At 65.6% G+C, this 24,803-nt stretch carries 25 protein-coding genes; 6 read left to right on the forward strand and 19 right to left on the reverse strand.

The genetic code is table 11. From position 1 onward, the window contains the following. Positions 1 to 39: 39 nt before the first annotated feature. From ACYQ1Z_RS00690 to ACYQ1Z_RS00700, 3 genes are read left to right on the forward strand one after another with little or no spacing between them, the layout of a single operon-like run. Complete coding sequence (locus tag ACYQ1Z_RS00690; RefSeq protein WP_459790425.1) at positions 40 to 732, forward strand: MSMEG_4193 family putative phosphomutase; 693 nt, start codon at positions 40 to 42, stop codon at positions 730 to 732. Between the two features lie 24 nt (positions 733 to 756). Then, positions 757 to 1,314, forward strand: coding sequence for a DUF3090 domain-containing protein (locus ACYQ1Z_RS00695; protein ID WP_459790426.1), 558 nt, complete (start codon positions 757 to 759; stop codon positions 1,312 to 1,314). Continuing rightward, positions 1,314 to 2,081, forward strand: a complete 768-nt coding sequence (locus tag ACYQ1Z_RS00700) for an SCO1664 family protein (protein ID WP_459790427.1) — start codon at positions 1,314 to 1,316, stop codon at positions 2,079 to 2,081. The genes ACYQ1Z_RS00695 and ACYQ1Z_RS00700 overlap by 1 nt, the downstream gene beginning before the upstream one ends. A gap of 80 nt (positions 2,082 to 2,161) precedes the next feature. Here the strand turns inward: ACYQ1Z_RS00700 and nrdF are convergent, their stop codons facing one another. The 7 genes from nrdF to ACYQ1Z_RS00735 form a co-directional block, all read right to left on the reverse strand. Further along, positions 2,162 to 3,136 (reverse strand): class 1b ribonucleoside-diphosphate reductase subunit beta, encoded by a 975-nt coding sequence (nrdF, locus tag ACYQ1Z_RS00705; RefSeq protein ID WP_459790428.1) that lies wholly within the window; start codon positions 3,134 to 3,136, stop codon positions 2,162 to 2,164. Between the two features lie 560 nt (positions 3,137 to 3,696). After that, the gene (gene nrdE, locus ACYQ1Z_RS00710) at positions 3,697 to 5,817 is read right to left on the reverse strand and encodes a class 1b ribonucleoside-diphosphate reductase subunit alpha (protein ID WP_459790516.1); all 2,121 of its coding nucleotides are present in this window, start codon (positions 5,815 to 5,817) and stop codon (positions 3,697 to 3,699) included. Positions 5,818 to 5,837: 20 nt separating this feature from the next. Continuing rightward, entirely contained in the window at positions 5,838 to 6,308 is a 471-nt protein-coding gene (gene nrdI / locus ACYQ1Z_RS00715; protein ID WP_459790517.1) for a class Ib ribonucleoside-diphosphate reductase assembly flavoprotein NrdI, read from the reverse strand. Between the two features lie 109 nt (positions 6,309 to 6,417). Further along, positions 6,418 to 6,663, reverse strand: a complete 246-nt coding sequence (gene nrdH / locus ACYQ1Z_RS00720) for a glutaredoxin-like protein NrdH (RefSeq protein WP_459790429.1) — start codon at positions 6,661 to 6,663, stop codon at positions 6,418 to 6,420. 405 nt (positions 6,664 to 7,068) lie between these two features. Further along, positions 7,069 to 8,382, reverse strand: a complete 1,314-nt coding sequence (locus tag ACYQ1Z_RS00725; protein ID WP_459790430.1) for a class I SAM-dependent methyltransferase — start codon at positions 8,380 to 8,382, stop codon at positions 7,069 to 7,071. Continuing rightward, entirely contained in the window at positions 8,379 to 9,110 is a 732-nt protein-coding gene (locus tag ACYQ1Z_RS00730) for a DUF1365 domain-containing protein (RefSeq protein ID WP_459790431.1), read from the reverse strand. Before ACYQ1Z_RS00730 ends, ACYQ1Z_RS00725 begins: the two co-directional genes overlap by 4 nt. Further along, the gene (locus ACYQ1Z_RS00735; RefSeq protein WP_459790432.1) at positions 9,107 to 10,489 is read right to left on the reverse strand and encodes an NAD(P)/FAD-dependent oxidoreductase; all 1,383 of its coding nucleotides are present in this window, start codon (positions 10,487 to 10,489) and stop codon (positions 9,107 to 9,109) included. The genes ACYQ1Z_RS00730 and ACYQ1Z_RS00735 overlap by 4 nt, the downstream gene beginning before the upstream one ends. Before the next feature lie 94 nt (positions 10,490 to 10,583). Between ACYQ1Z_RS00735 and ACYQ1Z_RS00740 the strand changes: the two genes are divergently transcribed. Together ACYQ1Z_RS00740 and ACYQ1Z_RS00745 are read left to right on the forward strand one after the other, a co-directional pair. Continuing rightward, the gene (locus tag ACYQ1Z_RS00740) at positions 10,584 to 11,501 is read left to right on the forward strand and encodes a LysR family transcriptional regulator (protein ID WP_459790433.1); all 918 of its coding nucleotides are present in this window, start codon (positions 10,584 to 10,586) and stop codon (positions 11,499 to 11,501) included. Between the two features lie 45 nt (positions 11,502 to 11,546). Beyond that, on the forward strand, positions 11,547 to 12,053 hold the full coding sequence (locus tag ACYQ1Z_RS00745; RefSeq protein ID WP_459790434.1) for a DUF2004 domain-containing protein: 507 nt from the start codon (positions 11,547 to 11,549) through the stop codon (positions 12,051 to 12,053). Positions 12,054 to 12,207: 154 nt separating this feature from the next. Here ACYQ1Z_RS00745 and ACYQ1Z_RS00750 read toward each other — a convergent pair whose 3' ends face one another. The 7 genes from ACYQ1Z_RS00750 to ACYQ1Z_RS00780 form a co-directional block, all read right to left on the reverse strand. Further along, on the reverse strand, positions 12,208 to 13,170 hold the full coding sequence (locus tag ACYQ1Z_RS00750) for a methylenetetrahydrofolate reductase (RefSeq protein WP_459790435.1): 963 nt from the start codon (positions 13,168 to 13,170) through the stop codon (positions 12,208 to 12,210). A 360-nt stretch (positions 13,171 to 13,530) separates the two neighbouring features. Then, the gene (locus ACYQ1Z_RS00755) at positions 13,531 to 14,202 is read right to left on the reverse strand and encodes a hypothetical protein (protein WP_459790437.1); all 672 of its coding nucleotides are present in this window, start codon (positions 14,200 to 14,202) and stop codon (positions 13,531 to 13,533) included. A 35-nt stretch (positions 14,203 to 14,237) separates the two neighbouring features. Next, the gene (locus tag ACYQ1Z_RS00760; RefSeq protein ID WP_459790438.1) at positions 14,238 to 15,155 is read right to left on the reverse strand and encodes a VWA domain-containing protein; all 918 of its coding nucleotides are present in this window, start codon (positions 15,153 to 15,155) and stop codon (positions 14,238 to 14,240) included. A 71-nt stretch (positions 15,156 to 15,226) separates the two neighbouring features. Continuing rightward, positions 15,227 to 16,231 (reverse strand): vWA domain-containing protein, encoded by a 1,005-nt coding sequence (locus ACYQ1Z_RS00765; RefSeq protein ID WP_459790518.1) that lies wholly within the window; start codon positions 16,229 to 16,231, stop codon positions 15,227 to 15,229. After that, positions 16,231 to 16,701 carry a hypothetical protein gene (locus ACYQ1Z_RS00770; protein ID WP_459790439.1) on the reverse strand — a complete coding sequence of 157 codons (471 nt, stop codon included), beginning with the start codon at positions 16,699 to 16,701 and terminating at the stop codon, positions 16,231 to 16,233. Before ACYQ1Z_RS00770 ends, ACYQ1Z_RS00765 begins: the two co-directional genes overlap by 1 nt. Continuing rightward, positions 16,691 to 17,578, reverse strand: coding sequence for a DUF58 domain-containing protein (locus ACYQ1Z_RS00775; RefSeq protein WP_459790440.1), 888 nt, complete (start codon positions 17,576 to 17,578; stop codon positions 16,691 to 16,693). The genes ACYQ1Z_RS00770 and ACYQ1Z_RS00775 overlap by 11 nt, the downstream gene beginning before the upstream one ends. A gap of 7 nt (positions 17,579 to 17,585) precedes the next feature. Beyond that, positions 17,586 to 18,593, reverse strand: a complete 1,008-nt coding sequence (locus ACYQ1Z_RS00780; protein ID WP_459790441.1) for an AAA family ATPase — start codon at positions 18,591 to 18,593, stop codon at positions 17,586 to 17,588. 168 nt (positions 18,594 to 18,761) lie between these two features. On the opposite strand from ACYQ1Z_RS00780, the gene ACYQ1Z_RS00785 reads away from it, so the two are divergent. Further along, complete coding sequence (locus tag ACYQ1Z_RS00785) at positions 18,762 to 18,965, forward strand: hypothetical protein (protein ID WP_459790442.1); 204 nt, start codon at positions 18,762 to 18,764, stop codon at positions 18,963 to 18,965. A 6-nt stretch (positions 18,966 to 18,971) separates the two neighbouring features. Here ACYQ1Z_RS00785 and ACYQ1Z_RS00790 read toward each other — a convergent pair whose 3' ends face one another. The 5 genes from ACYQ1Z_RS00790 to ACYQ1Z_RS00810 form a co-directional block, all read right to left on the reverse strand. Next, entirely contained in the window at positions 18,972 to 19,844 is an 873-nt protein-coding gene (locus tag ACYQ1Z_RS00790) for a carbohydrate ABC transporter permease (protein WP_459790443.1), read from the reverse strand. Further along, a complete protein-coding gene (locus tag ACYQ1Z_RS00795) occupies positions 19,841 to 20,722 on the reverse strand; it encodes a carbohydrate ABC transporter permease (protein ID WP_459790445.1) in 882 nt (293 codons plus the stop codon). The genes ACYQ1Z_RS00790 and ACYQ1Z_RS00795 overlap by 4 nt, the downstream gene beginning before the upstream one ends. A 3-nt stretch (positions 20,723 to 20,725) precedes the next feature. Then, the gene (locus tag ACYQ1Z_RS00800; RefSeq protein ID WP_459790446.1) at positions 20,726 to 22,078 is read right to left on the reverse strand and encodes an extracellular solute-binding protein; all 1,353 of its coding nucleotides are present in this window, start codon (positions 22,076 to 22,078) and stop codon (positions 20,726 to 20,728) included. A gap of 116 nt (positions 22,079 to 22,194) precedes the next feature. Then, on the reverse strand, positions 22,195 to 23,397 hold the full coding sequence (locus tag ACYQ1Z_RS00805; RefSeq protein WP_459790519.1) for an ROK family transcriptional regulator: 1,203 nt from the start codon (positions 23,395 to 23,397) through the stop codon (positions 22,195 to 22,197). 187 nt (positions 23,398 to 23,584) lie between these two features. Next, positions 23,585 to 24,766: a class I SAM-dependent methyltransferase gene (locus ACYQ1Z_RS00810; protein ID WP_459790447.1), complete on the reverse strand. Its 1,182-nt coding sequence runs from the start codon at positions 24,764 to 24,766 to the stop codon at positions 23,585 to 23,587. Between the last annotated feature and the right edge of the window lie 37 nt (positions 24,767 to 24,803).

The following is a 24,803-nucleotide window of genomic DNA, read 5'->3' on the forward strand; positions in this document are numbered from 1 at the left end:
CGTCGGGATACCGCAAAGGATGCTGGTTAGGCTGGGTGGATGGCGACAGTTATCCTCGTGCGGCACGGACGCACCACAGCCAATGCCGCTGGACTGCTGGCCGGCCGGGCCGCTGGCGTAAGTTTGGACCAGATCGGGCGCGAGCAAGCAGCTTTGACCGGCGACCGGCTCGCGGTGGTGCCCCTGGCAGGGGTGGTGTCGAGCCCCCTTGAGCGTTGCCAGCAAACCGCCCAGTTCATCCTCGACCGCCAGGCTGGTAATCCCGCTGCGTTGGCCGAGTCCGATCTTACCGAGTGCGATTACGGCCGATGGCAGGGCCGGATGCTCAGCGATCTCGCGAGCGAGGGTTTGTGGGCGGCTGTGCAGTCGCAGCCGTCAGCCGTCGTCTTTCCCGGCGGTGAACCCATGGCAGCGATGCAAGCGCGGTCGGTAGCAGCAATCCGGCGCCACGATGCAGCCTTCGAAGCCGAGTACGGGCCGGGAGCAGTGTGGGTGGCCGTGAGCCACGGTGACGTCATCAAATCAATCCTCGCCGACGCGCTCGGTATGCACCTCGACCTGTTCCAGCGCATTAACGTGGGTCCCGCCTCCCTATCGATCGTCCACTATGGTGCCGCGCGGCCGACCGTCCATGCGACCAACACCGACGCGGGGGATCTGTCATGGCTCTCAAAAGGCATCGGCTCTGGTGACGCGCCGGTGGGCGGCGGCGCGGGGCACATGGCCCAGTAAAGGCCGCGTGCCTAAAATACTGACATGCCCACACGTGTTCACGAGTTTTCCTGGCCTGACCGGGTCGTCATCGGCACTGTCGGCGTTCCGGGGTCCCGCACGTTCTACCTGCAGGTTCGCACAGGAAAGCTGATTGTGAGCATTGCCCTGGAGAAGCAGCAGTCGGCCCAGCTGGCCGAAAAGATTGACGATGTCCTCGATCAGCTCAGCATCCTCAAGGGCAACCCGTTCAGCGTTCCCGAGAGCACTCCCATCGAACTCGTCGACAATGACCAACTCGAACCGGTCGAAGAGCAGTTCCGGACCGGAACCATGAGCCTGGGGTGGGACCCGACGACGGCGCAGGTGGTCATCGAGGCGTATCCGATCACCGGGATCGGCGAGGATGACAGCGACGGCGAGACGCCGGATGAGGACGACGCTGACGTTCCCGAGATGCTGGTGGTGCGGATGCCGGTCGGCATGGCCCGCGCCTTCACCAAGCGCACGCGTGAGGTGGTCGGCGCCGGGCGGCCCGCATGCCCGCTCTGCGGTTATCCGGTGGACCCCGACGGCCACGTTTGCACTCTGCCCGACGTCTGATGCCGGCACCCGACCTGCTCACTTTCGAGCTGACGCTCACCGGCCGCATCAGGACGGCGTCGAACGCCACCTTTCTGGGCAGCATCGGCGGGACCTCGGTCGTTTATAAACCGATAGCGGGAGAGAAACCGCTGTGGGATTTTCCCGACGGTTTCCTTGCCCACCGCGAGGTCGCCGCCTACCTCGTTTCCGAGGTCCTTGGCTGGAACATTGTGCCACGCACCTGGCTCCGCGATGGTCCTCTGGGCGAGGGAATGGTGCAGCTGTGGCAGGAGTCTGACCCGGACCGGAACGCGGTGGACCTCGTTGCGTCGGAGGACGTACCGGCGACCGGGTGGAAACAGGTCCTGGAAGGCCAGGACGAGCAGGGGCGGACGGTCGCCCTCATTCACGAGGACACTCCGGAGTTGAGGCGCATGGCGGTGTTCGACGTCGTCGTCAACAACGCCGACCGCAAAGGCGATCACGTCCTTGCCATGCCAGACGGACACCGGCATGGAGTGGATCACGGGCTCACCTTTCACCAGAACCATAAGCTGCGCACGGTGCTGTGGGGGTGGCTGGGCGATGCCTTGACCGTCCAGGAGCTGGACGGCGTCGACCGTGTCATCGAAGGACTGCATGGTGAGCTGGGCCGAAAGCTGGCGAACCTGCTCAGCGCCGAGGAAATCGACTCACTCGGCGCCCGCTGCCGCCGGTTGCGCCTGACAGGGCGGTTTCCAGCTCCTGGCGGTGAGATGTCGGCAGTGCCTTGGCCGCTGTTTTAGGCGGCGCTGTTCCGATCCGGAAGGCAAGAGAGGCGGCCGACTTTGGTCGACCGCCTCTCTTGCCTTCGTAGCCCGAAACCTTAGAAGTCCCAGTCCTCGTCTTCGGTGTTCACAGCCTTGCCGATCACGTAGGACGAACCGGACCCGGAGAAGAAGTCGTGGTTCTCGTCAGCGTTCGGGGACAGCGCCGAAAGGATGGCCGGGTTCACGTCGGTGACAGACGCCGGGAACATGGCCTCGTAGCCCAGGTTCATCAGCGCCTTGTTCGCGTTGTAGTGCAGGAACTTCTTGACGTCCTCGGCCAGGCCCACGCCGTCGTATAGATCGTGGGTGTACTGGACCTCGTTCTCGTACAGCTCGAAGAGCAGCTCGAACGTGTAGTCCTTGATCTCCTGGCGGCGCTCCTCGGACACGGTCTCCAGACCGCGCTGGAACTTGTAGCCGATGTAGTAGCCGTGCACTGCCTCATCGCGGATGATCAGGCGGATCAGGTCTGCCGTGTTCGTCAGCTTCGCGCGCGAGGACCAGTACATGGGCAGGTAGAAGCCCGAGTAGAACAGGAAGCTCTCCAGCAGCGTGGAGGCCACCTTGCGCTTCAGGGGGTCGTCGCCCTGGTAGTAGTCCATGACGATCTGGGCCTTCTTCTGAAGGTTCTCGTTCTCGGTGGACCAGCGGAAGGCGTCGTCGATCTCCTTGGTGGAGCACAAGGTGGAGAAGATCGAGGAGTAGCTCTTGGCGTGGACGGCCTCCATGAACGCGATGTTCGTGTAGACGGCCTCCTCATGCGGGGTCAGCGCATCCGGAATCAGAGAGACTGCACCGACGGTGCCCTGGATGGTGTCCAGGAGGGTCAGGCCCGTGAACACACGCATGGTGAGCTGCTGCTCGGCCGGCGTCAGGGTGTTCCAGGACTGGACGTCATTGGACAGCGGCACCTTCTCCGGCAGCCAGAAGTTGTTGACCAGGCGGTTCCAGACCTCCACGTCCTTGTCGTCCTGGATGCGGTTCCAGTTGATGGCCTCGACGTGGCTCAGCAGCTTGACCTTCTCAGTCATCTTTTCCTCCGACTAATACTTCGCCGGACAGATATCTCCATCTCAGCAAGTTACTGAAGGGTGGGCGGGGCTGCCCCCACCCACCCAATGCTATGTTCTAGACGCGCTGTGAAATCGTTGAGTCCGGATTCCGCTTGGCGCTCGCGTTAGAAACAAACTTACCCGTTTCAACTGACCGGTTCACCGTCTTCGCGTTATTCGTGCCGGACCCCACATACTCGAAGGCCGTCGTCTTCGGCCACCTCGCAGCAGCGGCATTGTTGACGAATTTTCCAGTGATAGCGCTACGCGCCACCTTGCGAGCCATGGAGGCTCCCTTCTGCCGAAGTGTATCGGCTCGGAGTTAGCGCAGACCGTTTGCCTTGCGCTGGCACCTCGCCATCAATGGCTTCGACACTAGGCCGGACCAGTTGATACACTCGACGTTCCAGAGTGACATTTGGACGCGTCTCGTTAGCGAGATGTTTTGAGGAGTCATGTTTCAGCATGGCTCCTCAAGCTTTTAAAGCTTGCGTACGACGGCGGGCGGCACCCGCCGTCGTAATCAACCTAAAAAGGTTTCATAGTGCGCAGCTGACGCAACCCTCCACCTCGGTCCCTTCCAGCGCGAGCTGGCGGAGGCGGATGTAGTAGAGCGTCTTGATGCCCTTGCGCCAGGCGTAGATCTGGGCCTTGTTGATGTCGCGGGTGGTGGCGGTGTCCTTGAAGAACAGCGTCAGGGACAGGCCCTGGTCCACGTGCTGGGTGGCAGCGGCGTAGGTGTCGATGATCTTCTCGTAGCCGATCTCGTACGCGTCCTGGTAGTAGTCCAGGTTGTCGTTGGTGAGGTACGGCGCCGGGTAGTAGACGCGCCCGATCTTGCCTTCCTTGCGGATCTCGATCTTGGCCGCCACCGGGTGGATGGAGGAGGTCGAGTTGTTGATGTAGGAGATCGAGCCCGTCGGCGGCACGGCCTGCAGGTTCTGGTTGTAGATGCCGTGCTCCATGACCGAGGCCTTTAGCTCGCGCCAGTCGTCCTGGGTGGGAATGTGGTGGCCGGCGAAGAGCTCGCGGACGCGCTCGGTCTCCGGGACCCACTCCTGCTCGGTGTACTTGTCGAAGAACTCGCCGGATGCGTACTTGGAGTTCTCGAACCCGCCGAACGTCTGGCCGGTTTCGATGGCCAGCCGGTTGGAAGCGCGCAGGGCGTGGAACAGCACCGTGTAGAAGTAGATGTTGGTGAAGTCCAGGCCCTCTTCGGAACCGTAGTGGACCCGCTCGCGGGCCAGGTAGCCGTGCAGGTTCATCTGGCCCAGCCCGATCGCGTGGGACTTGGCGTTGCCCTCGGCCACGGACGGCACCGAGTTGATGTAGGACATGTCCGACACTGCGCTAAGTGCCCGGATGGCCGTCTCGATGGACGTCCCGAAGTCCGGCGAGTCCATGGTCTTGGCAATGTTCATAGAGCCGAGGTTGCACGAGATGTCCTTGCCGACGGTCTGGTACGTGAGATCCTCGTTGTAGAGGGACGGCGTGGAGACCTGCAGGATCTCCGAGCAGAGGTTGCTCATGGTGATCTTGCCGGCGATCGGGTTGGCCCGGTTCACGGTGTCCTCGAACATGATGTACGGGTAGCCGGACTCGAACTGGATCTCCGCGAGGGTCTGGAAGAACTCGCGGGCGCTGATCTTGGTCTTCTTGATCCGGGAATCGTCCACCATCTCGTAGTACTTCTCGGTGACCGAGACGTCCGAGAACGGAACACCGTAGACGCGTTCGACGTCGTACGGCGAGAACAGGTACATGTCCTCGTTCTTCTTGGCCAGCTCGAAGGTGATGTCCGGGATGACAACGCCCAGGGAGAGGGTCTTGATGCGGATCTTCTCGTCCGCGTTCTCCCGCTTGGTGTCCAGGAACCGGTAGATGTCCGGGTGGTGGGCGTGCAGGTACACGGCGCCGGCACCCTGGCGGGCGCCGAGCTGGTTGGCGTAGGAGAAGCTGTCTTCGAGGAGCTTCATCACGGGGATGACTCCGGACGACTGGTTTTCGATCTGCTTGATCGGTGCGCCGTGCTCGCGGATGTTGGTCAGCGACAGGGCGACGCCGCCGCCGCGCTTGGAGAGCTGCAGGGCGGAGTTGATGCCGCGGGCGATCGACTCCATGTTGTCCTCGATGCGGAGGAGGAAGCAGGAGACGAGCTCGCCGCGCTGGGCCTTGCCGGCGTTCAGGAACGTGGGCGTTGCCGGCTGGAAGCGGCCATCGATGATTTCGTCCACCAGACGGGTGGCGAGTTCCTCATTGCCGCGGGCCAGGTGCATGGCCACCATGCACACGCGGTCCTCGTAGCGCTCCAGGTAACGCTTGCCGTCGAAGGTCTTCAGCGTGTAGGAGGTGTAGAACTTGAACGCACCCAGGAAGGTTTCGAAGCGGAACTTCTTCTTGTAGGCACGGTTGAACAGCTCACGGATGAAGTTCATCGTGTACTGGTCCAGCGTTTCGCGCTCGTAGTACTGGTTCTTCACCAGGTAGTCGAGCTTTTCCTCCAGGTCATGGAAGAACACGGTGTTGTTGTTGACGTGCTGCAGGAAGTACTGGTGTGCAGCCTCGCGGTCAGCCTCAAACTGGATCTCGCCGCTGGGTCCGTAGAGGTTGAGCATCGCGTTCAGCTCGTGATAGCCCAGGCCCTTGTAGGCAGCCGGCAACTCGGGCTTCTGGGCCCTGGTTACTTCTGTTTCTGCGACAGTCGTGTCCAAAACGTGTCCAATCCATTGTTTACCCGGGACACGTCGTCTGGCGTGCCCATTAGTTCAAAGCGGTAGAGGTGCGGTACCCCGCACTTGGCGGCGATGATGTCCCCCGCCATGCAGTAGTTGTCCCCGAAGTTTGTGTTGCCGGCTCCGATGACCCCTCGGAGCAGCTGCCTGTTCTGCGGGTTGTTCAGGAACCTGATGACCTGTTTGGGGACTGACCCCTCTCCCCCGGTGCCGCCGTACGTGGGCACCACCAGCACGAAGGGCCGGGTGGCGAGGAGGGGTGCATCCCGTGGATACAGTGGAATCCGGGCAACCTGGCGCCCCAGCTTTGAAACGAAGCGGCTGGTGTTCTCGGATGCCGAGGAAAAGTAGATGAGCTGGCTGTCGGTGACAACGTGCTCCGGGCCATGGCCGGAAGGAGCCGGCGGGGACACCTCCACGCGCTGAGCCGCGTGGATTGCGGAGGCCTTGCGGTCTTGCTGCGCTGCTGGTGCTGCCATGGGAGTCACCTCAGCTGGTTCGTTGTTGCCGGCAGGAAAAGCAGGGCTCCTAGGCCACGGAGGAAACGGTGGAGAGCGCCAGTTCTTCGATCTTGTCCGGACGGAAGCCGGACCAGTGGTCCTGGTCGGTGACCACAACGGGAGCCTGCATGTAGCCCAGTGCCTTCAGGCGCTCGAGGGCCTCGGCGTCCTGGGAGATGTCAACGCTCTGGTAGGTGATGCCCTTCTTGTCGAGCGCGCGGTAGGTGGCGTTGCACTGAACACAAGCAGGCTTGGTGTAAACCGTGACGGTCATGGTCGCTGTCCCCTTTTGTCGAAATCGTCGGCTGGTCCGGTGTCCCCGTCCAAGCTGTATGTCGATACTACATGTAGTGCAGACGCCTCTTTGGAACCCCAAGATGATGTATTACAAGTATGTCATTTAATGCACCGTTAATCCACAGGGAGGGGTCTTCAAAATGTCCGGAATCGCGCCGATTTCGCGGACAGAATCCACACCCTGTGGAGTAGTTAGGCACAATTAACGCCCAGCGTGTCGCGGAAAAGACGGCGTGTCGCGGCCCCCGGGAGGGCCGGAAGCGCACCAAAAAGGGGTCCCGAAGTGACCTTCGGAACCCCTCCAGGTGATTAACGGCACGACGCCGGCCCCCGGCCGGGCGCCCGGGATACGGTCCGCTCCACCGGCCACCGCCGCCGGCGGCTAGAGCTGCGCCTCGCGGCGGTCCAGCACAATCTGCTGCACGTCCAGGTACCCCGACTGGAAGCCGGCACGGGAGTAGCAGAGGTAGAACAGCCACATGCGCTGGAAGACGGCATCGAACCCCAGGTCCGCCACATCACGGGACCGCGCCAGGAAGCGCTCCTCCCACAGCCTCAGGGTTGCCGCGTAGTGGTCCCCCATCCCCATCCGTTCGCGCACACGCAGTGTGGTGTGCTGCTGTGTCACGCCCTCAATTGCCCGGACGGACGGCAGGAAGCCGCCGGGGAAAATGTACTTGTGGACCCACGTGTACGCGTTGCGGGTGGCAAGCATCCGCCCGTGCGGCATGGTGATCGCCTGGATGGCGACCTTCCCGCCCGGGGCCAGGACCCGGTCGATGGTCTGGAAATAGATCGGCCAATACTCGTAGCCGACGGCCTCGATCATCTCGACTGACACCACGGCGTCGTACTCGCCTTCCACGGCGCGGTAGTCCTGCAGCGCCACGGTCACACGGTCCGCGTAGCCGGCGGCGGCGATGCGTTCCTGTGCGAGGACCTGCTGTTCGCTGGAGAGGGTGACGCTGTAGACGGTGGCACCCCGTGCCGCTGCCCGGAGCGCCAGTTCGCCCCAGCCGGTGCCGATTTCCAGGAGCCGGGTTCCGGTACCCACGCCGGCTTTGTCCAGGAGCCTGTCGATCTTGGCCTGCTGCGCCTCTGCCAGCGCTTCCCAAGGCACCGTGTCCAGGGGTCCGGCCGAGGCTGGGAACAGCGCCGACGAGTAGCTCATGGTGGCGTCAAGGAAAGCCGCGAACAGGTCATTGGACAGGTCGTAGTGCCGGGAGATGTTGCTGCGCGTGTTCTGCTCGGCGTTGCGTTCCTGCTGGGGGGTTCGCGGCAGGTACAGCGTGCGCAGTTTTTGCAGGGGCCCGGGAATCAGGGTGTCCACCGACGCAGCGAACACTTCCAGCACAGCCGCCAGGTCGGACGCTTCCCAGTCGCCGGCCATGTATGACTCCCCCAGGCCGATCAGCCCGTTGTCGCCGATCCGGGCCTCGAACGCTTCGGGGCGGACCATGGCCATCACCGGGGCGCCGGCACCGCCGGTCCCCAGGATGTTGCCGTCCGGGTATTCCACCCGGAGGGGCAGCCGGTTTACTGCTCCTCTGAAAAGGAGGCCCGCCACCTTTCCGGCCATCCGCGCTTTTGCTCCCGACGGCGGCACGGCCACTTCCGGCCATACCTGCGGGTCGATCGTGGCGGGCGATGCCGGGACGGATGGGGCGGCGGGTCCGTTGTCGTCCGTCATTGTCATTGAACTGCCTCCTGTGGAGAGTGGTGCGGCCGGGCGACGACGGGCAGGCGTCTTGCCCAGAGTGTAATGCCCTGCACCCGGATCAGCGCGGATACCAGCAGCGGCGCGGCCGGCACTGCAATGGCTGCGGCGAGGATGTTCCAGGGCGTGGCGGGGCGCCGCCGGCCGTCCATCGTGGCCACGAACGGGCGGGACCCCTCCCGCTCCAGGACGATCGATACCGCCAGCCGGTCGCCGGGTGCCGGCAGCTTCATGCGGTATCGGCCGTCCACGTCGTTGAAGGGCGACACGTAGAACGCTTTCGGGACGGACGCCCTGCCGGCCTGGTCCGTCCGGAGCAGGTAGCAGTGCCGCTCCCCGTAGGTGTTGTGCACCTCCGCCACCACGCACTCAAGCTCACCGGTGGTCCGGTAGCACCAGAACAGGGTCAGCGGGTTGAATACGTAGCCGAACACCCGGGCGCTGGCCAGCATGTGGATAGGCCCGCCGTCGGGCTCAATTCCCTTCGTGCGCAGGAACCGCTCCACGTTGGACCGGATGGTGGCATCAGGGTCACCGAGGTGGTCGCCGGCGCGGAATACCGCCAGCGGCCTGAGCGGCAGCGGAAGCCGCGGAAGCCGGTCAACGTCCACGAACCAGCTGTAGCTGCGGTAGGTGAACCTGTTCTTCAGGGGACTTTGCCGCACATGGGAAATGGATGTGCGGTAGATCGCTGCGGTGCCGCTCATGCCGGTTCCACCGCGGCGGCAAGGCGCCGTACACCGTCGTCGTACAGGGCCGCAGGCCACGAGCGGCCCAGCTTCTCCGCGGCGCGGACGCCGGACAACGCGCCGTCCTCATGGAAGCCCCAGCCCAGGTAGGCGCCGGCATAGGCTATCCGGTGGTCGCTGAGCCCAGCAATGGCCTGTTGTGCACGCAGCGATTCGGGCGTGTACTGCGGGTGCTCGTAAACCATGCGTTCCAGGACGGCGTCGCCGGCAATCAGGTCCGATTCGCCCAGGCTTACGAGGTAAGGCTGACCGTCCGCAGGTTCAAGCCTTTGCAGCCTGGTGAGGTCATAGCTGACCAGGACCTTGTCCGGGCGGGCATCGCAGGCGGGCAGCCGGTAGTTCCAGGACGCCTTCGCGTTGTCGGCCGACGGCAGCACGGCGGGATCACGGTGGAACACGGTGTGGTTGACGGAGTAGGGCATGCCGCCCAGGGCTTCCTTTTCCTCCGGGGTGGCGTCGGCCAGGAAGCCAAGTGCCTGGGCGGGGTGTGTGGCGATGACGACGGCGTCGAAGTCTTCCAGCCCGTCGGCGGCGGCGAGCTCCACGCCGTCGTCCAGCCGCCTGATAGCGGTGACGGGCGTGTTGAGCCGCACATCGGGCAGGGTCGCGGCAAGTTTCTCCACGTACCGGGCCGACCCGCCCGTGACCGTCCTCCACTGCGGCGAGCCCTTGATGCCCAGCATCCCGTGGTGCCCAAGGAACGTGAAGAGGTAGCGGGCGGGGTAGGCAAGGGCCGTGGCCGGGTCGCAGGACCAGACGGCACTGACCACGGGTGTCATGAAGTGGGAGATGAAGTAGGGGCTGAAATTCTCCCGGACCAGGAATTCGCCCAGGGTCAGCTCCGGGGCGGCCGTTTCCTCCCCGGCCACGGCTGACACCGGTGCGGTGTCAAGCAGGGCCCGGGCCTTGCGGTAAAAGCGCGTCACCTCCAGCAGCATCAGAAGGTACCGGCCGCGCAGCAGGCTGGACGGCCGGGCGATGATGCCGCGGCCGTGGTCACGGGCACCCGCGTATTCAAGCCCGCACCCGTCACAGCGGATGGACATGCTCATCTCGGAGTCCTGCGTTTCCACTCCCAACTCGGCGAACAGCCGCAGCAGGGTCGGGTAGGTCCGCTCGTTGTGGACGAGGAATCCAGTGTCGATGCCCAGGACCGTGCCGTCCGGCTGCGGCACGTCGTGGGTGTGGGCATGGCCGCCGAGGCGGGAGCCGGCCTCGAAAAGCGTCACGTCGTCCTCCCGGTTGAGGACATAGGCGGCCGTCAGTCCCGCCACTCCGCTGCCGATGACGGCCACGCGCCGTCGTCCGCCTCCACTCGCTGCTGCGTCAGGTGACAATTTATGCTCCTCTGCTGAACATTTGCCATTGGTGGGTATACAGACGGCAATTCGGCGCAGCACCGGGCACGGATGGGTGCAGTACTGTGGGCTGGTGGTAAATCCGGTGCACCTGAAGACCCTGATGGAGGTTACGCGGCTGGGCTCCTTTGCGGCCGCAGCCGCAACGCTGGGCTACACGGCTTCCGCCGTCTCCCAACAGATGTCCGCGCTGGAACGGGACACCGGCGTCGTCCTGTTCCAGCGGTCGGCGCGGAGCGTGGTGCCTACGGAGGCCGCCGTCGTGATGACGCGCCATGCCGCGAAGGTGCTGACGGACATCGAGGCGCTGATGGCCGCCGCCGCCAGGACCCAGGACAGCGCCAGCCAGGAACTGCGGCTGGGCATCTTTCCGAGCCTGGCGACCTACGTGCTGCCCCGCATCCTGAAGAACCCGGCCTGGAAGAACCTTGGCATCGACCTGAAGGTGTCCGTGGCTGAACCCGGCCAGACCATCCAGGGCCTGCGCGCCGGCGGTGACCTGGACCTGGCCGTGGTCTTCCAGGTGGGCCAGACCGGGGTGGCGTGGCCTGCGACGATCAACCGGCAATGGATCGGCGACGACGACTTCCGGGTGGTGTTGCCCAAGGGTTGGGGTTTCCGCCCGGAGGCCCAGGTGTCAGCCGATCACCTTTCCGAGCTGCCGTGGATCATGCACCACCCCGGAACCAGCGACGCCATGGTGATTGAACGGCTGTTTGCGGGCTGCAACCTCCATCCGCGGGTTGTGGCGCACAGTGACGACTTCCACGCCAGCCTCGAAATGGCGGCCGCGGGGCTGGGCGCGGCGCTGGTTCCCGAGCTCGCGTTGCGGAACAAGCCGGCCGGCGTCGTCGTGCTGGACGTCCCCGAAATCCGGCTGGCGCGCAACGTTTTCGCACTGCTGATCAATGACCGCAAAACTGCACGTGTGCAGCTGTTCGTGGACCTCATGGCCGAGACGCTGGCGGGGATGCGCACCGCAGTGAATTAGGCGCGAACGCTGGAATGCTCTGGGCTTCGGGTCTATGTTGAACTTATGAGCAAGGTAGCGAGCCAGCACTTTGGAGAGATTGAGCTCAATCACGGCAGGGAGCACGCGATTGCCGCGAAGCACGAGCTGCACGGCCAGCCGCTGGAACTCGACCTGAACATCACCGCCCACGACCACTTCGACGAAGCCGCACTGCGGAAGGTCGAATACCGGCTGCGGTTCCTTCCGGAGCTGGTGGACGAAGTCAAGGACATGATCGCCGAGGAGCTGGAGCAGGAAGGCACCAGCCCGCAGGAATACCTGCATTTCCACTGCAACGCCCTCAAGGATGAGCACCTGCAGAAGGTCTTCGGCGTGGAGGAACGCAGCCAGCTCACGAACGACGTCTTCCTCAAAGCCCTCAAGCTGGGCCACGTGGGCATCTACCCCGGGCAGCCGGAGCGCTACTTCGTCCTGGACTTCACGCTTGGGGAGCATTTCACGGATGAAGTCCTGGTTGCCTCCGCGGACGAGGACGGTGTTGTGGACGACGAGATCGTCTGGGAGTCCTGAAATCGGTAGTTGAAAACACGACGCCGGGCGGCCACCTTCCGAGGTGGCTGCCCGGCATCCGTTTTCGGTGCTTCAGGCTGGTTCGCCGTTTCCGGCAGTTCTGCGCAGACCGTCCGGGTTGCCTTGACCAGGTTGCGCAGGGACTCTAAGGAGCTCAGCTGGCGAGCTGCGGGCGCGCGATGCTTTCCCGCGGGCCGCGGGGGCGGCTGAACCGCGGAAGGGCCAGCTTATCCAGCACCTCGAGCGCGCTTTGGTGCTCGTTGAAGGTATAGATGTGGATGCCGGGCGCCCCGGCGTCCAGGGCCGCTTTCGAAAGATCGACAGTGGCGTCGACTCCGATATGGAGGCGTTCCAGGTCGCTGTCAGCGGCAGCCAGCTTTGCCATGAGTTCCGGATCCGGTTCCACGCCGGTCAGTTCACCGAGGCGGTTGAGGCGGCGGAGGCTGGTCAGCGGCATGACGCCGGGGATGATCGGGATGGTGACCCCGGCGCGGCGCGCCCTCGCGAGGAGGTCGGTGTACTGGTCAGCGTGGAAGAACACCTGTGTGATGGCGAAGTCAGCGCCGGAACGCTGCTTTGCCAGCAGCACCTCGACGTCATGCTCCTCGCTCGGCGATTCCGGATGACGGGCGGGGTAGGCAGCCACGCCAACGGCGATCTTACCCGCACACAGCAGTGCAGAACGCCGCTGCTCAACCCGTCGGATGAGGTCAATGAGGTCCTGGGCGTAACGGAGCGAGCCGTCGGTCACCTGGCCGCCCTTCGGCAGGTCGCCGCGGAGGGCCAGGATGCCGCGCACGCCAGTGTCCAGCAACTGGCCGATAATCCCGGCCAGTTCCTGTGGCGTGTTGCCGATGCAGGTGAGGTGTGCCAGCGGCCGGAGCGTGGTCTCAAGCAGGAGGCGGTTGATCAACTCGACGGCGGTGTCCCGGTTGGAACCGCTGGCACCGTAGGTGACGGAGACGTAGTCCGGCTCGGTGGTCTCGAGTTCACGGATGGTGGTCCACAGTGTGTCGGCCGCTGCCGGCGAACGGGGCGGGAACAACTCGTAGGACAGAGCCACGGGAGCAGCGTCAGATAGATTTGGATGTGTCTCAATGAGGCTTGGTGGTGACATTTGCGTCCTTGGCTTTGGGCCATTGGGGTCCTGCCTGCCACGGTTGTGGCTGCAGTCCGGCAATGAATTTGAGTTTGGGGAACACTAAAGAACTCCACAGGACGCAGGCGCGACTGTTACGCCTGGAACGAAGTCCTCCGTGAGCAAATGTCAGGCCCACATGGGGGCACCCACATCCTCCGAACGGAGGATCGCTGACACGTTACCGCGGTAACTTGTCTACGACTTTAGGAGTAACGGCGCGGCGCAAGCAAGTTGGCTCCCGAATTAAGACACAGTCTTACGCCCTGTTTCGCCCGCGGAACAGAATTATCTTCGTCCGATTCGCCCCCGTTGTGCTGGTGCGTGCAAACCCGCGGGCTACCAGGGACGGTCCGGGCCGGACGAATAATCCGTATCCTTGAGATACTCCTCGCGTTCCCGCCCGGCATTGCGTTCGCGCTGGGCCTGCCGGGCACTCTCTTCGAGCTGCTCCAACTGGTTCTGCCGGGCAGCTTCCTGTTCGGGTGCCTCTTCCTGCGGCGTGTCGCCCGGTGTCCCTGGCGGCGTGGCGGCGGCTGCCACTTTGTCGTTCAGGCGCTCTTCGGCCTGGGACAGCCGACGGCCCGAGTCCGACGCAGAGGCCCCCTTTAGGCACCCAGGCGGAGCGTCCTCCACCACGCCGAGGGCTTCGGCGTACAAGGCAGCAGCGGATGCAGGGTCCCCCGAGTCCAGCTTCCCGTCGCCCATTTTCTCAGTAGCGAGGCTGAGGTTTATCCGCACAATGCACTCGTCCGGGGATCCACCGGGCACCACGGCCAGCGCGTCCTCGAACAGGACCCTCGCCGCGGCGTAGTCCCCGGCCATCGCACGGCCGTCGCCTGCCGCGAAGGACGCCTTATGGGGTTCGACGGCGTTTGCCACACCAAGTGCCCTGGCAGCCTCCTCAACAGCTGCAGAGTTCCCGGCGTCGAAGGCCGCAGCAGCGCGGCCAGCCAGCACATTGAGGCTGAGCAGCTTCGCTGCCACGCAGAGCACAAGGAATACCGGCACGGCCGACCAGAGCAGAAGGCGCCGCCTCCTGGCCCTCATCGGGCTACTTCCCGTTCCGTTGCCGCTCCACGGCCGGGACCAGACGCTGACTCCACCTTGCCGGGCTGAAGCTCACGGATTCGGCGGACGAGCGTATGGGCCTCAACCAGGGCAAGGACGAAAGCCGCGGCGGCGAAGATCCAGTACAGCTCCAACCGCCCCGGCAGCGACATCGTGTCCCGCGTACGCTCCAGGTTCCCTGGACGAGCTTCCTGCAGCATGGGCTCCGTAGAGTCGCCGGCGGCCCGGTGCACGTATGGCACGCCGAGCTGCGAGGCGATCCCGCGCAGCCGGTCCTCGTCGATCCGGGACCTGGCATCCGCCCCGCCGTCCTGGACGTAGGCCGCGTCGGCGGTGCCGCCGTCGGATTCTGTTCCGTTGTTCTCCTTCATGCGCCCGCCGGCCTGGGTCCCGTAACCCAGCACCGCTCCCCCGCTGACCAGGCCGCTGTCCAGGTGCAGGGGTGCGGGCTCCTGTGCGCTGGTCTGCTCGCCGTCGCCAAGGTAGAAGACAACCCGCGGCCGTTCCGGATGGGCGTCCCGTGCCTGGGCCAGGCGGTCTGAAAGCACCTCGCGCGCGGCCGTCACGCTGCTGCCCTTTGAATAGAACGTCACTTGCGGCTCGAGGACCGAAATGATGGTGTCCAGTGCCAGGGTATCGGTGGTCAGCGGCATCCGGACGTGCCCTTCGGTGTCGAAGGTAATCACCGAGAAGCGCGCTCCGGGCAGTTCTTCGGCAACCGCCATGACGTCCTGCCGCACCCCGTCCAGCCGGGGTGCCCCGCTGCCGTAATCCTCGGCCACCATACTGGTGGTGGTGTCGACCACAAAGAAGACGTTGAGGTCGGCAGTGGCTGGCTCGGCCGTTCCCCCGGGAAGGCCCGGCCGCAGCAGCGCGGCCAGCAGCAGCGCCACCAGCAGGCCCCGGCGCCAGGCACGAAGTCGAGGTAGCCATGTACGCGGGCGCGGTATGTGATGCAGACGTGTCACAGCCGCAACCGCCACAACGCACCACACAGGACGAGGCCGGACAACAGCGCGGCGGCCAGCGGGACGCCGGGCTCGTCCGAAACTACGGCCCGTGGCGCACCCTGGATGGCAGCAGTTTCGGTTTCCTCGACCTGCGCAACAATGCCCGGGATCGCTTCGGCGCTGTCCAGGGGGTAGTACGAGCCTCCGGTGGATTCAGCCGCGGCCTTCAACTGCGCGCCGGGCTGGTCTGCTCCGGCGCCATAGTCGAGGTCGCCCGGATTGAGCGCATATACCTTTACATTCCGGTCCTTCGCCAGGGCCGCAGCCTCGCCCAGGGTCATGATGGGGTCGCCGGAGAGGAAATTGTCGGTCGCCAGGACCACGGACCGCGAGCGCAGGAGGCCCTCCTGGTCCCGGGTTCCGCCGGCGCCATCCTGCCGGGGGAAGCTGGCCAGGCACGACGCCAGGCCGTCACCGATCAGTGAGGAACCCCGGCCACTCCAGGTGCCGGCGAGGAAGCCGGAACTTCCGGGTTTGCCGTCGAACGCATCCCGGGCGAGCTGCAGCTGTTCCTGGGCGTAGCCGTAGTCGTCGGTCAACGGAAAGACCTGGACCGCCGTGCTGTCGAAAACAGTGAGGCCGATCCTTTCGCCGGCGAATTCCCGGACCAGCCCGGCGAAGACGTCCACCACCGCTGAGTCTGCGCTGCTCATGGACCCGGAGGCGTCCAGGCAGAGCATGATGTCCCGGTTGTGCTGTTCGGACCGGGTGGTGGTCAGATCCACCGGCCGGGCTGCCGCCGCCACGGTCGACACCAGCAGCGCTGCACAGGCCGCCCCCGCCACTGCCAGCCACCGCTTATGGCGCCGCAGCGCTGCCTGGTATTCCGGCAGCGAGGTAAGCCTGTCGGTATGGGCGGCAGGCCGCCGTCGTCCGTCACCCTTGCGCCCTGCCTGGAAAACTGCCCGGCCGACGGCGGCAGCGGCCACCGCAGCCAGGGGAACCATCCACCAGAACATCAGTTCCACGCGCCCACCACCTCACGCGCGCGGGCCGCGGCGGCGTGGGCGGACGGCAGCGGCTCGGGCCCGAACTCGCCCGGGTACAGCGCGTCCACGGCCTCGGCGGCCGCTGGCAGCGGGTGCTGCGCCAGGTCGTCGCGGGTCATCCGGAGGGCATCCACGCCCGTCGCGTCGCGGATGAAGCTGCGCAACAGGATACTGATCTCCTGGTGGGTGGCACGGAGGCTGAGGCGTCCTTCCGCGGCGCGGCGTTCGGCGTCGTCAATGCGTTGCAGGTAGGCCGCTTTGAGCGCGGGGAGATCGGTCAGGGCGGCGTGTCGCCCCGCCGCTGTTTCAAGCGGACGACGGCGGGTGGCGGCAAAGATGAACACGTACCAGCCGGCAACGAGGGCCAGGAGCGCGATGCCGGCCCACATCCACCACGGGCTGTACTGGAGCGGCGGGTAAAACCCGGGGTCAGCCTGCACGCCGGTGCCTTTCCAGGAGTGCGAACAGCGCCGTGACCACGTCCCGGGTACCGGCCACCTCCCCCTCGGTGATTCCCGCCGTGCGCAGCATGGCGTGCCGGTCCGTGTCCCGCGCGGTTTGCGCTTCCTTGTAGGCGGCCGCCACAGCGGGATCCAGGCCCAGGTGCGCAGGCAGGACCTCGGAACCGGCCACGCTGTAGTAGTCGACGGCACCGTCCGGACCGGACGGCACAAGGTCTGCGTCACGCACGGTGAGCCACAGGATTTCGTGCTGTGCGCGCATCCGGCGCAGGATCTGCCCAAGGGATGGGCCGGCTGCGATCTCATCCGAGACGACGAAGAGCAGGTGGCGTCCCTTGACGGTCCGCACCACATGCTCCAGCTGGGATTCGAGACGGCTGGGCGCCGCGTCCAGGCCTATTGCGTCGTGCACGTCCCGGAGGAGCCGTTCCAGGTGGGGCTCACCTGCCCTGGCGGGGACAGTACGGGTGGCTGTGGAGTCACCGCCGACCAGTCCCACCACATCACCGTGCCGGTGGGCCAGGTACCCCATCACGCCCAGGGCCATGATGGCGATGTCCTTCTTCGCCTCACCCGACCTCGCGGCGGCTGCCATGTTGCGGCCCGTGTCGGCCACCAGGAACAGCGTCTGGCGGCGGACAGCGACGTAGCGTTTGATCAGCGGGGAACCGTGCCGCGCCGATGCCTTCCAGTCGATGTCCCGGACCTCGTCGCCAGGCACATAGGCTCGCAGGTCGTCGAAGTCAAGGCTGCGGCCGCGGAAGACGGAACCGTACTCGCCGTCGAGCATCCCTCGGGCTTTGCGGTGCGCGAAGATGGCCATTTTCGACTTCACGCGCATCAGGAGACTGGCCATGCGTGACTCAGGGTGTCTGGACGGAGGCCACGACGGCGTCGATCACTGTTTCAACGGGAACCTGCTCAGCCACGGCGTCAAAGTTGAGGATCAGCCGGTGCCGGAGAACGCGGTGCGCCAGCGCCTTGACGTCTTCCGGGATAACGTGGTCCCGGCCGTTCAGGAGGGCCACGGCCCGTGCCGCCTGGCTGAACGCGATACTGGCGCGGGGGCTGGCGCCGAACTCGATGAAGCCTGCCAGCCGCTGGTCAATGTACTGGTGCGCGTTCCGCGTCACGAAAACCAGGCCCACGATGTAGTTGACGATGGACGCGTCCAGATAGATGCGCCGGACCACATCCTGGACCTCCAGGATGGAATCCAATGAGGCGGCCGCGGCGGGAGCCTGCGCGGGGTTGAAGACCCCGGCGTCGATCCGGCGGATGATCTCCGCTTCCTCGGCCGGTGACGGATAGTCCAGCACCTCCTTGAGCATGAAACGGTCCATCTGCGCTTCCGGAAGCTGGTAGGTCCCCTCCTGCTCAATGGGGTTCTGGGTGGCGAGGACCAGGAACGGTGACGGCAGCCGGTAGTCCTGGCCGCCGATGGACGTCTGGCGTTCCTGCATGGCCTCCAGCATGGCGCTCTGCGTCTTGGCACTGGAACGGTTGATCTCATCCAACAGGACAATGTTGGCGTGGACAGGGCCCAGCTGGGTGACGAAGGTGCCCTTGGCTGCGTCGTAGATCTGGGTGCCGACGATATCGCTGGGCAGCAGGTCCGGGGTGCACTGGATCCGGCGGAACGCGGCACTGACGGCCTCCGCGACCGTTTGGGCAGCCGTGGTCTTGGCCAGGCCCGGGACGCTTTCGAGCAGGATGTGCCCGCCGGTCAGCAGGCCCACCAGCAGCGACTCCCGCAGCCGGGACTGGCCCACTACCTTCGCGTCAAAGCTACGGGAGATGTTGGTGGCCACCTGTTGTGCCCGTGCCAGTTCCGCCGGTTCGATCGTCGCGGACGCACTGGTTTGAAGCACTGTATTCCCCCTGGTGGCTGGTTGTGGCCGCGCTGCGCCTTTGGATGGAACAGCTGTGCCCTCGAATGGAACAGGGGCACTCCGCCGCCATCCTATCCAAGTCCCGTCCCAAAATTCCGGCAATGGGTACCCCTCCCCATCCGGGATGGGCAGGTCTATCCTTTTGCCATGATTGAGCTTCCAGCCAGTTACAAGGAGTTCCTCGCCGACAAGAACGACATGTTCGTCAGCACTGTGCGGCCGGTCCTGATGCAGTCGGCAGCGGACAAGTTGCACGGGGTCCGGGTTACCTACAACCCGGGCGCTACCGGCCACCAGGCCCACCTGGACGACAGTATCCCCTACGGCGTGGTGGTCGAGGACATCGACTGACGGGCGCTAGCCCCGCACCGCTCCGGAGAGGGCAAAAGAGCTTCCGGCACCCCTGGCCACAAAGACGTACAACGCCAGGACGGGAAGCGAATACAGGATGGAAAACGCGGCCAGCTGGCCGTATGCCACTGCGCCGTGCTGCCCGAAAAAACTGTAGATGGACACGGCCGCCGGCTGCCGCGCCTCGGAGAGCAGCAGCACGAACGGGACGAAAAAGTTCCCCCAGACCTGGATGAAGACAAAGATGAACACCACGCCCAGGCCCTGGCGCATCAGCGGCAGCACGATGGTGCGCAGGGCCGTCATCCGGGAGGCTCCGTCCACCCAGGCTGCCTCCTCGAGGGACACCGGCACGCCGTCCATGAAGTTCTTGGTCATCCAGATGGCCATGGGCAGCGTGGTGGTGGCCATAAAGAAGATGGTGGCAGGCGTGGAGTCAAGCAGGTCGAGCTGGACGAACAGCCCGTACACCGGAACCATGATGGCCGTGATCGGAAGGCAGGTGCCGAACAGGACCGCGTACAGGAACGGGGTGTTGAACCGGGACCGGTAGCGGGACAACGGGTAGGCGGCCAGCACCGCGGCCACGAGGGACACCGCGCCCGTGCCGGCGGACAGCACCATGCTGTTCCACAACGGCAGGAACAGCAGGTCCGGGGTCAGGATGGCGGCGAAGTTCATGGCGCCGGGCTGCTCCGGGAGCCTGGTCTCGTGGCTGGCCGCGGGATCCAGGGAAGCGAGGACGAGCCAGAGCAGGGGCAGCAGGAAACAGGCGGCCACCAGCAGCAGGGCAAGGTCGGCCGGGGCCGTGCCGCGCTTCCGGCGGGGCCGCTGGACGGGCGGAAGGACCGACGCGCGGGTTTTTGCGGGCGCGGTCATGGCCGGGGCTCCCGCAGGAGACGGAGGTAAACAGCCCCGAACACCGCACCGATCAGGATGAGCACGGACGCCACAGCTGTGCCGTAGCCGATGTCGCCGAACTTGAAGGCCTCTTGGTAGGCCAGGACAGGCAGCGTGGTGCTGGCGTTCGCGGGCCCGCCCGCCGTCATGACCCAGACCAAGGTGAAGACGGCGAGTGTTTGCAGCGTGATGAGCATCAGGTTGGTGGCGATGCTGCCGCGGATGATCGGGAGGGTAATGAAGAGCAGGCGCTGCCAGCCGCGGGCGCCATCCATCTGCGCTGCCTCCGTGATCTCGGCCGGGACGTCGTTGAGGGCGGCGCGGTACACGAGCATGGAAAAGGCGGTGCCGCGCCAAACGTTAGCCAGCATCACCGCCACCATCGGGAACGCGTACAGCCAGTCGGGCCGGCCAAGCCCCAGGCCGCCCAGGAGCTGGTTCAGTGTCCCGTCGCGGCTGAAAAAGGCGTAGGCGGCGAACGCGGCGACGATCTCGGGCAGGACCCACGCGGCCACCACTGTTGTCCCCACGAGCGACGAGATTGCCGGGCGGGCCCGGCGCATCAGTACAGCAATCGCCAGCCCCAGCAAGTTCTGGCCAAGCACGGCGGAACCCCCCACGAACAGCACGGTGAGGCCGAGCGACAACGGGAAAGCCGGGTCGGTGATCAGCCGCTGGTAATTGTCCAGTCCCACCCACTCGGGGTTCCGGGCACTGCGGCCGGTCAGTCCGGCGTTTGTCAGCGAGGCCTGGAAGGCCCAGATGACGGGGCCGGCGAGGAACAGCAGCAGGAGCAGGACGGCAGGAAGGACCGGCAGGTAACGGAGGAGTTGCCGGGCCCGCTGGCTGGGCGGCACAGGCTACTTCCGGACGGTCTTGTCGGCGCCCACGATGTCGGTGACGGCTGCGTCGTAGTCCGCGGCGGCCTGCTCCGGTGTCCTGGTTCCCGTGATCACGGCCTCCGTCGCCTCCTGCACCGCTGCGGAGATGCGCGGGTAGTCGGAGGTAGCGGGCCGGTAGCGGGTGACGGACACGAGGTCGGAGACGTCCTTCACGAACGGGTTGCCTCCCTGGTAGCCGGGGTCGGCGGCGACGTCTGAGCGGACGGCAATCTGGGAGCTCTCCACGGTGAACGCCAGCGAGTTCTTTTGGTTCAACGCCGTGGTGAGGAACTTGAATGCCAGGTCCGGTTCCTTCGTTTCGGCGCCCACTGCCAGGGTCCAGCCGCCGGACATGCTCACTGCCCCGGGGGCTTCACCGTTTTGCGTGGGGAACGGCGCCACGCCCATGTCCTGTCCGTACTCGGGCCAGGCGTAGCTGCCGCCCTCCTGCCAGAACGACGGCGCGTAGGAGCCTTCCACAGTGGCGCCCAGTTTCCCCTTGGGGAACCATTCGCCGAAGACTTTCTTCCAGACGTTGGCGTCCAGCGCCTCGGCGGCCGGGACGGCGAGCTGTTCGTCATAGAGGGTCTTGAGGAAGGCCAGGGACTCAGTGAACCCGGCAGATCCCACCACCCACTTTTTGTCTTCCTCGTCGTACAGGCTGGACCCGGTGCCGTAGAGCAGCTCGTAGAACCCCTGCATCACGCTGCCCTCCCCGGTGCCCTTGCCGGCGTACATGTTGAACGGGATGACGGAGGGGTCGTTGGCTTTGATCTTCCGGGCCGTATCCAGGATGTCCTGCCAGCTGCGCGGCTGCCAGGGGTCGCTGATGCCGGCCGCGGCGAGGACTTTCTTGTTGTACCAGATGGCCCGGGTGTCGGTGCCCAGAGGGACCGCGTAGATGCCGCCGTCGTCCGCTTTACCGGCGGCCTTGGCGGCATCATCGTACTTCTGCCAGTCCTGCCAGCCGTCAAGGTGCGGATCGAGCTTCAGGAGGTATCCGGCGTCAACGTCGGAGCGGACCTTGAATGTGTCCTCATAGAACACGTCCGGCGCGGTGGACGGCGAGCGCAGGGCAAGTGCCAGCTTGGTGCCGTAATCGTCGTCGTTGCCCTGGATGGGCTGCAGCTCAACGGTGACGCCCTGGTTGGCGGCTTCAAACTCCTCCTTGGCAGCCTGGAACATGGTGTCCAGGGCGGTGAAGGAGTCGGTCTTCTGGTAGGCGACCTTCAAGGTCTTTGAGCCTTCATCAGGCGTGCCGGGCGAACAGGCCGTCATAACAACCAGCGCGGTGGAGATCAGGGACAAGGTCTTCAGGGCCCGGCAGCGCATGGTGCTCCATTCGGTTCAAAGCTGCGGACCCCGTTGTCAGCGGGCCCCAGCCGCGGCAATATGCACATGCTAGATGGGCAGGGTGCCGCAGGCAAGACACTAGTCCAATGAGTCGACTAACTCTCCAGCAGCAGCCGTTGTGCGCGGGGCGCGAGGGTGTGTTCGAGCACCAGCGAGGCCGCGCCAATGGCCCCCACGTCCTCCCCTACCCCTGTGCCTACCACCTCGATGGGGTGGATCAGCCGGGCGGCGCTGTTGGCGTCGAGCAGCGGCGGAACCTTTGCCAGGAAACGCTCAGCCATGGCACTCCAGAACGGTCCGCCGAACACCACGCGTTCCACGTCCAAAGTATTGGTAACCACCGAGACTGCCCGGGCAACCAGGACGGCGGACTTGTCGATGATGGCGGCGGCCCGTTCGTCCCCGCCGTCGGCCAGTTCGCACAACCTGGCGAAGCTCTGCTGGACTTCGGCGCCGCTGTTCCCGGCCCTGGAGCCGTCCAGAATCCCCGCGGCCTCGGCTTCAGCCACCAGCACCTGGGGGATGCAGGACGATTTCACGCAGCCGCGCAGCCCGCAGTCGCACCGGGGGCCGTCCGGGTCCACAACGATGTGGCCGATTTCGCCGGCGTTGCCGGACGTTCCCCGGACCACCTCGTCGTTGAGTACGATCCCGCAGCCAATGCCGGTGCCCATGTACATGAAAACGAAGCTGCCGGCACCGCTCGGACCGCCGGCCCAGGTCTCGGCGACGGCGGCACTGGTGACGTCCTTGTCCATCAGGACCGAGTAGCCGGTGGCGTCGGACAGTGCGTTGCGCAGCTCCACCCGGTCCCAGCCGGGGAGCAGCGGCGGATCCACCACGGTGCCGTTATCCAGGTCGATGGGTCCGGGGGCGGCTACCCCCAGCCCGGCGATCCTCTCCCGGTCCACGCCTGAATCCTCGACGAGCTTGGCGATCTCGGCGGCGATGGTGCTGATGACCGCGGAGGGGTCGTTTCCGCCGGGTGTCCTGATCCGCGAGTGGCGGACTACGGCGCCCACCAGGTCAAGGACAACAAAGGTGGTAACGGCCGGGTCCAGGTGCACGCCCAGGGCGTACATGCCACCCGGGTTGAGGCGAAGGATGGTGCGCGGTTTTCCGGGTCCGCTGCCTTCCTTGCCGGCCTCGACGATGAGGTGCTGGTCCAGGAGGCGGCGGGAGATGTTGGAGATGGTCTGCGGGGACAGGCCGACGATCTGTGCGAGTTCCACCCGGCTCAGCCCGCCCGAAGTCCTGCGGATCGCGTCGAGGATCACCGTCAGGTTGAAGTCCCCCATCCTGGGCAGGTTGGTTCCGCGCCTCGGTGAGGATTGGCGGATCTCAGTCACGGTGTCCCCTAAACATCTTTGGCCACGTGGTTGTGGTGCTGCTTGAATCGTACGTTACGCATGGACACAGACCCATAGGCGGGACCGCGGCGCGGCAGGGCTTGTGCATACTTTTACCGAACGCTGTGGCTCGCCTTTACCAAACCCTGCGTTTAGTGCTCCGTGCCACCAAAAACTTGGGGTTTTGGCCCTCCACGATGGTGGGGCCGACGTTCCGTTCCAGCGCCGGCAGGTAGGGCAGGTGCCGGTTGAAAACCGTCCACAGCCCGCCGCCGGGCGTGAGTACGCGTCCGGCGGCCTCAATCATTTTCAACCCCGCGCCCGCGTGAACCCCGGCCCCGACATGGAACGGCGGGTTGAGCAGCACCAGGTCCGCGCTGCCCGGTTCGAGGGTGCTGACGGCGTCATCCTGCAGGACCCTGACGCGGTCCTCGAGCCCGTTTGCGCGGGCGGTTGCCTGGGCGGATGCAACCGCGGCGGCCGACTGGTCCGTGGCCGTCACCATGGAGCCAGGAAACTGCCGGGCGTACATGGCGGCCAGGATTCCGGTGCCGCAGCCGAGGTCGACGGCGTGGCGGGCGGGCGCCATGGCGGGCAGGAAAGTCAGCAGGAACCTGGTGCCGATGTCGAGCCTGGGGCCGGCGAACACGGCGCCGTGGGCTGCCACGTGCAGGTCCAGTTCGGCGAGGTGTTCGACGACGGGAAAACGGTCCGGCTCCTGCGGCGGTTTCGGGCCGGTGGCCAGGATCACGCGGGACTTCTGACGGGCGAGCTGCGGCTGGACGGACCCGAAGTAGCGTTCCAGGACGGTGTTCATGCCCAGGGACATGTGCTTCACACGCCCGCCGGCGAGCAGTGTGACCCCGGCGGGAGCATGCCTGGCTACGGCAGCTGCGGTCTGTTCCAGTTCGGCCAGGGTTTTGGGCAGCTGCAGGAGCACGGTGTCCGCCCCGGAGAGGAGACCGGGGCCCAGCGGCACCTGCTCGAAGCCCGGCACCTGGCGCATGCCGCCGTCGTCCGCTGCCGTGGCGGCCCGCGCCGCCGCCAACGCCTCCGCGTTGAGCCGCAGGGCGCGTTCGCCGGTGATCAGGTCCTGGTGCACGCGGACGGTCCCGGGTCCGAGCGCCGCGATGGCGCCAAGGGTCAGCGCACCGTAACGGTCGCCGATGACTGCCAGCGTCCCGCCCGGCTGAGTGTACCCCGCGGCGGTTTCCAGCAGCAACCGGTCGGTGGCGTCCCACGCCTGGAGATTGGGCGCCTCAACGTCAGGCCGCCGCCGCAGCACCCGGAAGACGTCGTCGAGATCGCGTGCTGGCACCTGCTGCTGCTTTCTTTCGTCACTGCTGTGCACCCGT

The organism is Arthrobacter sp. AD-310 (assembly GCF_054656615.1).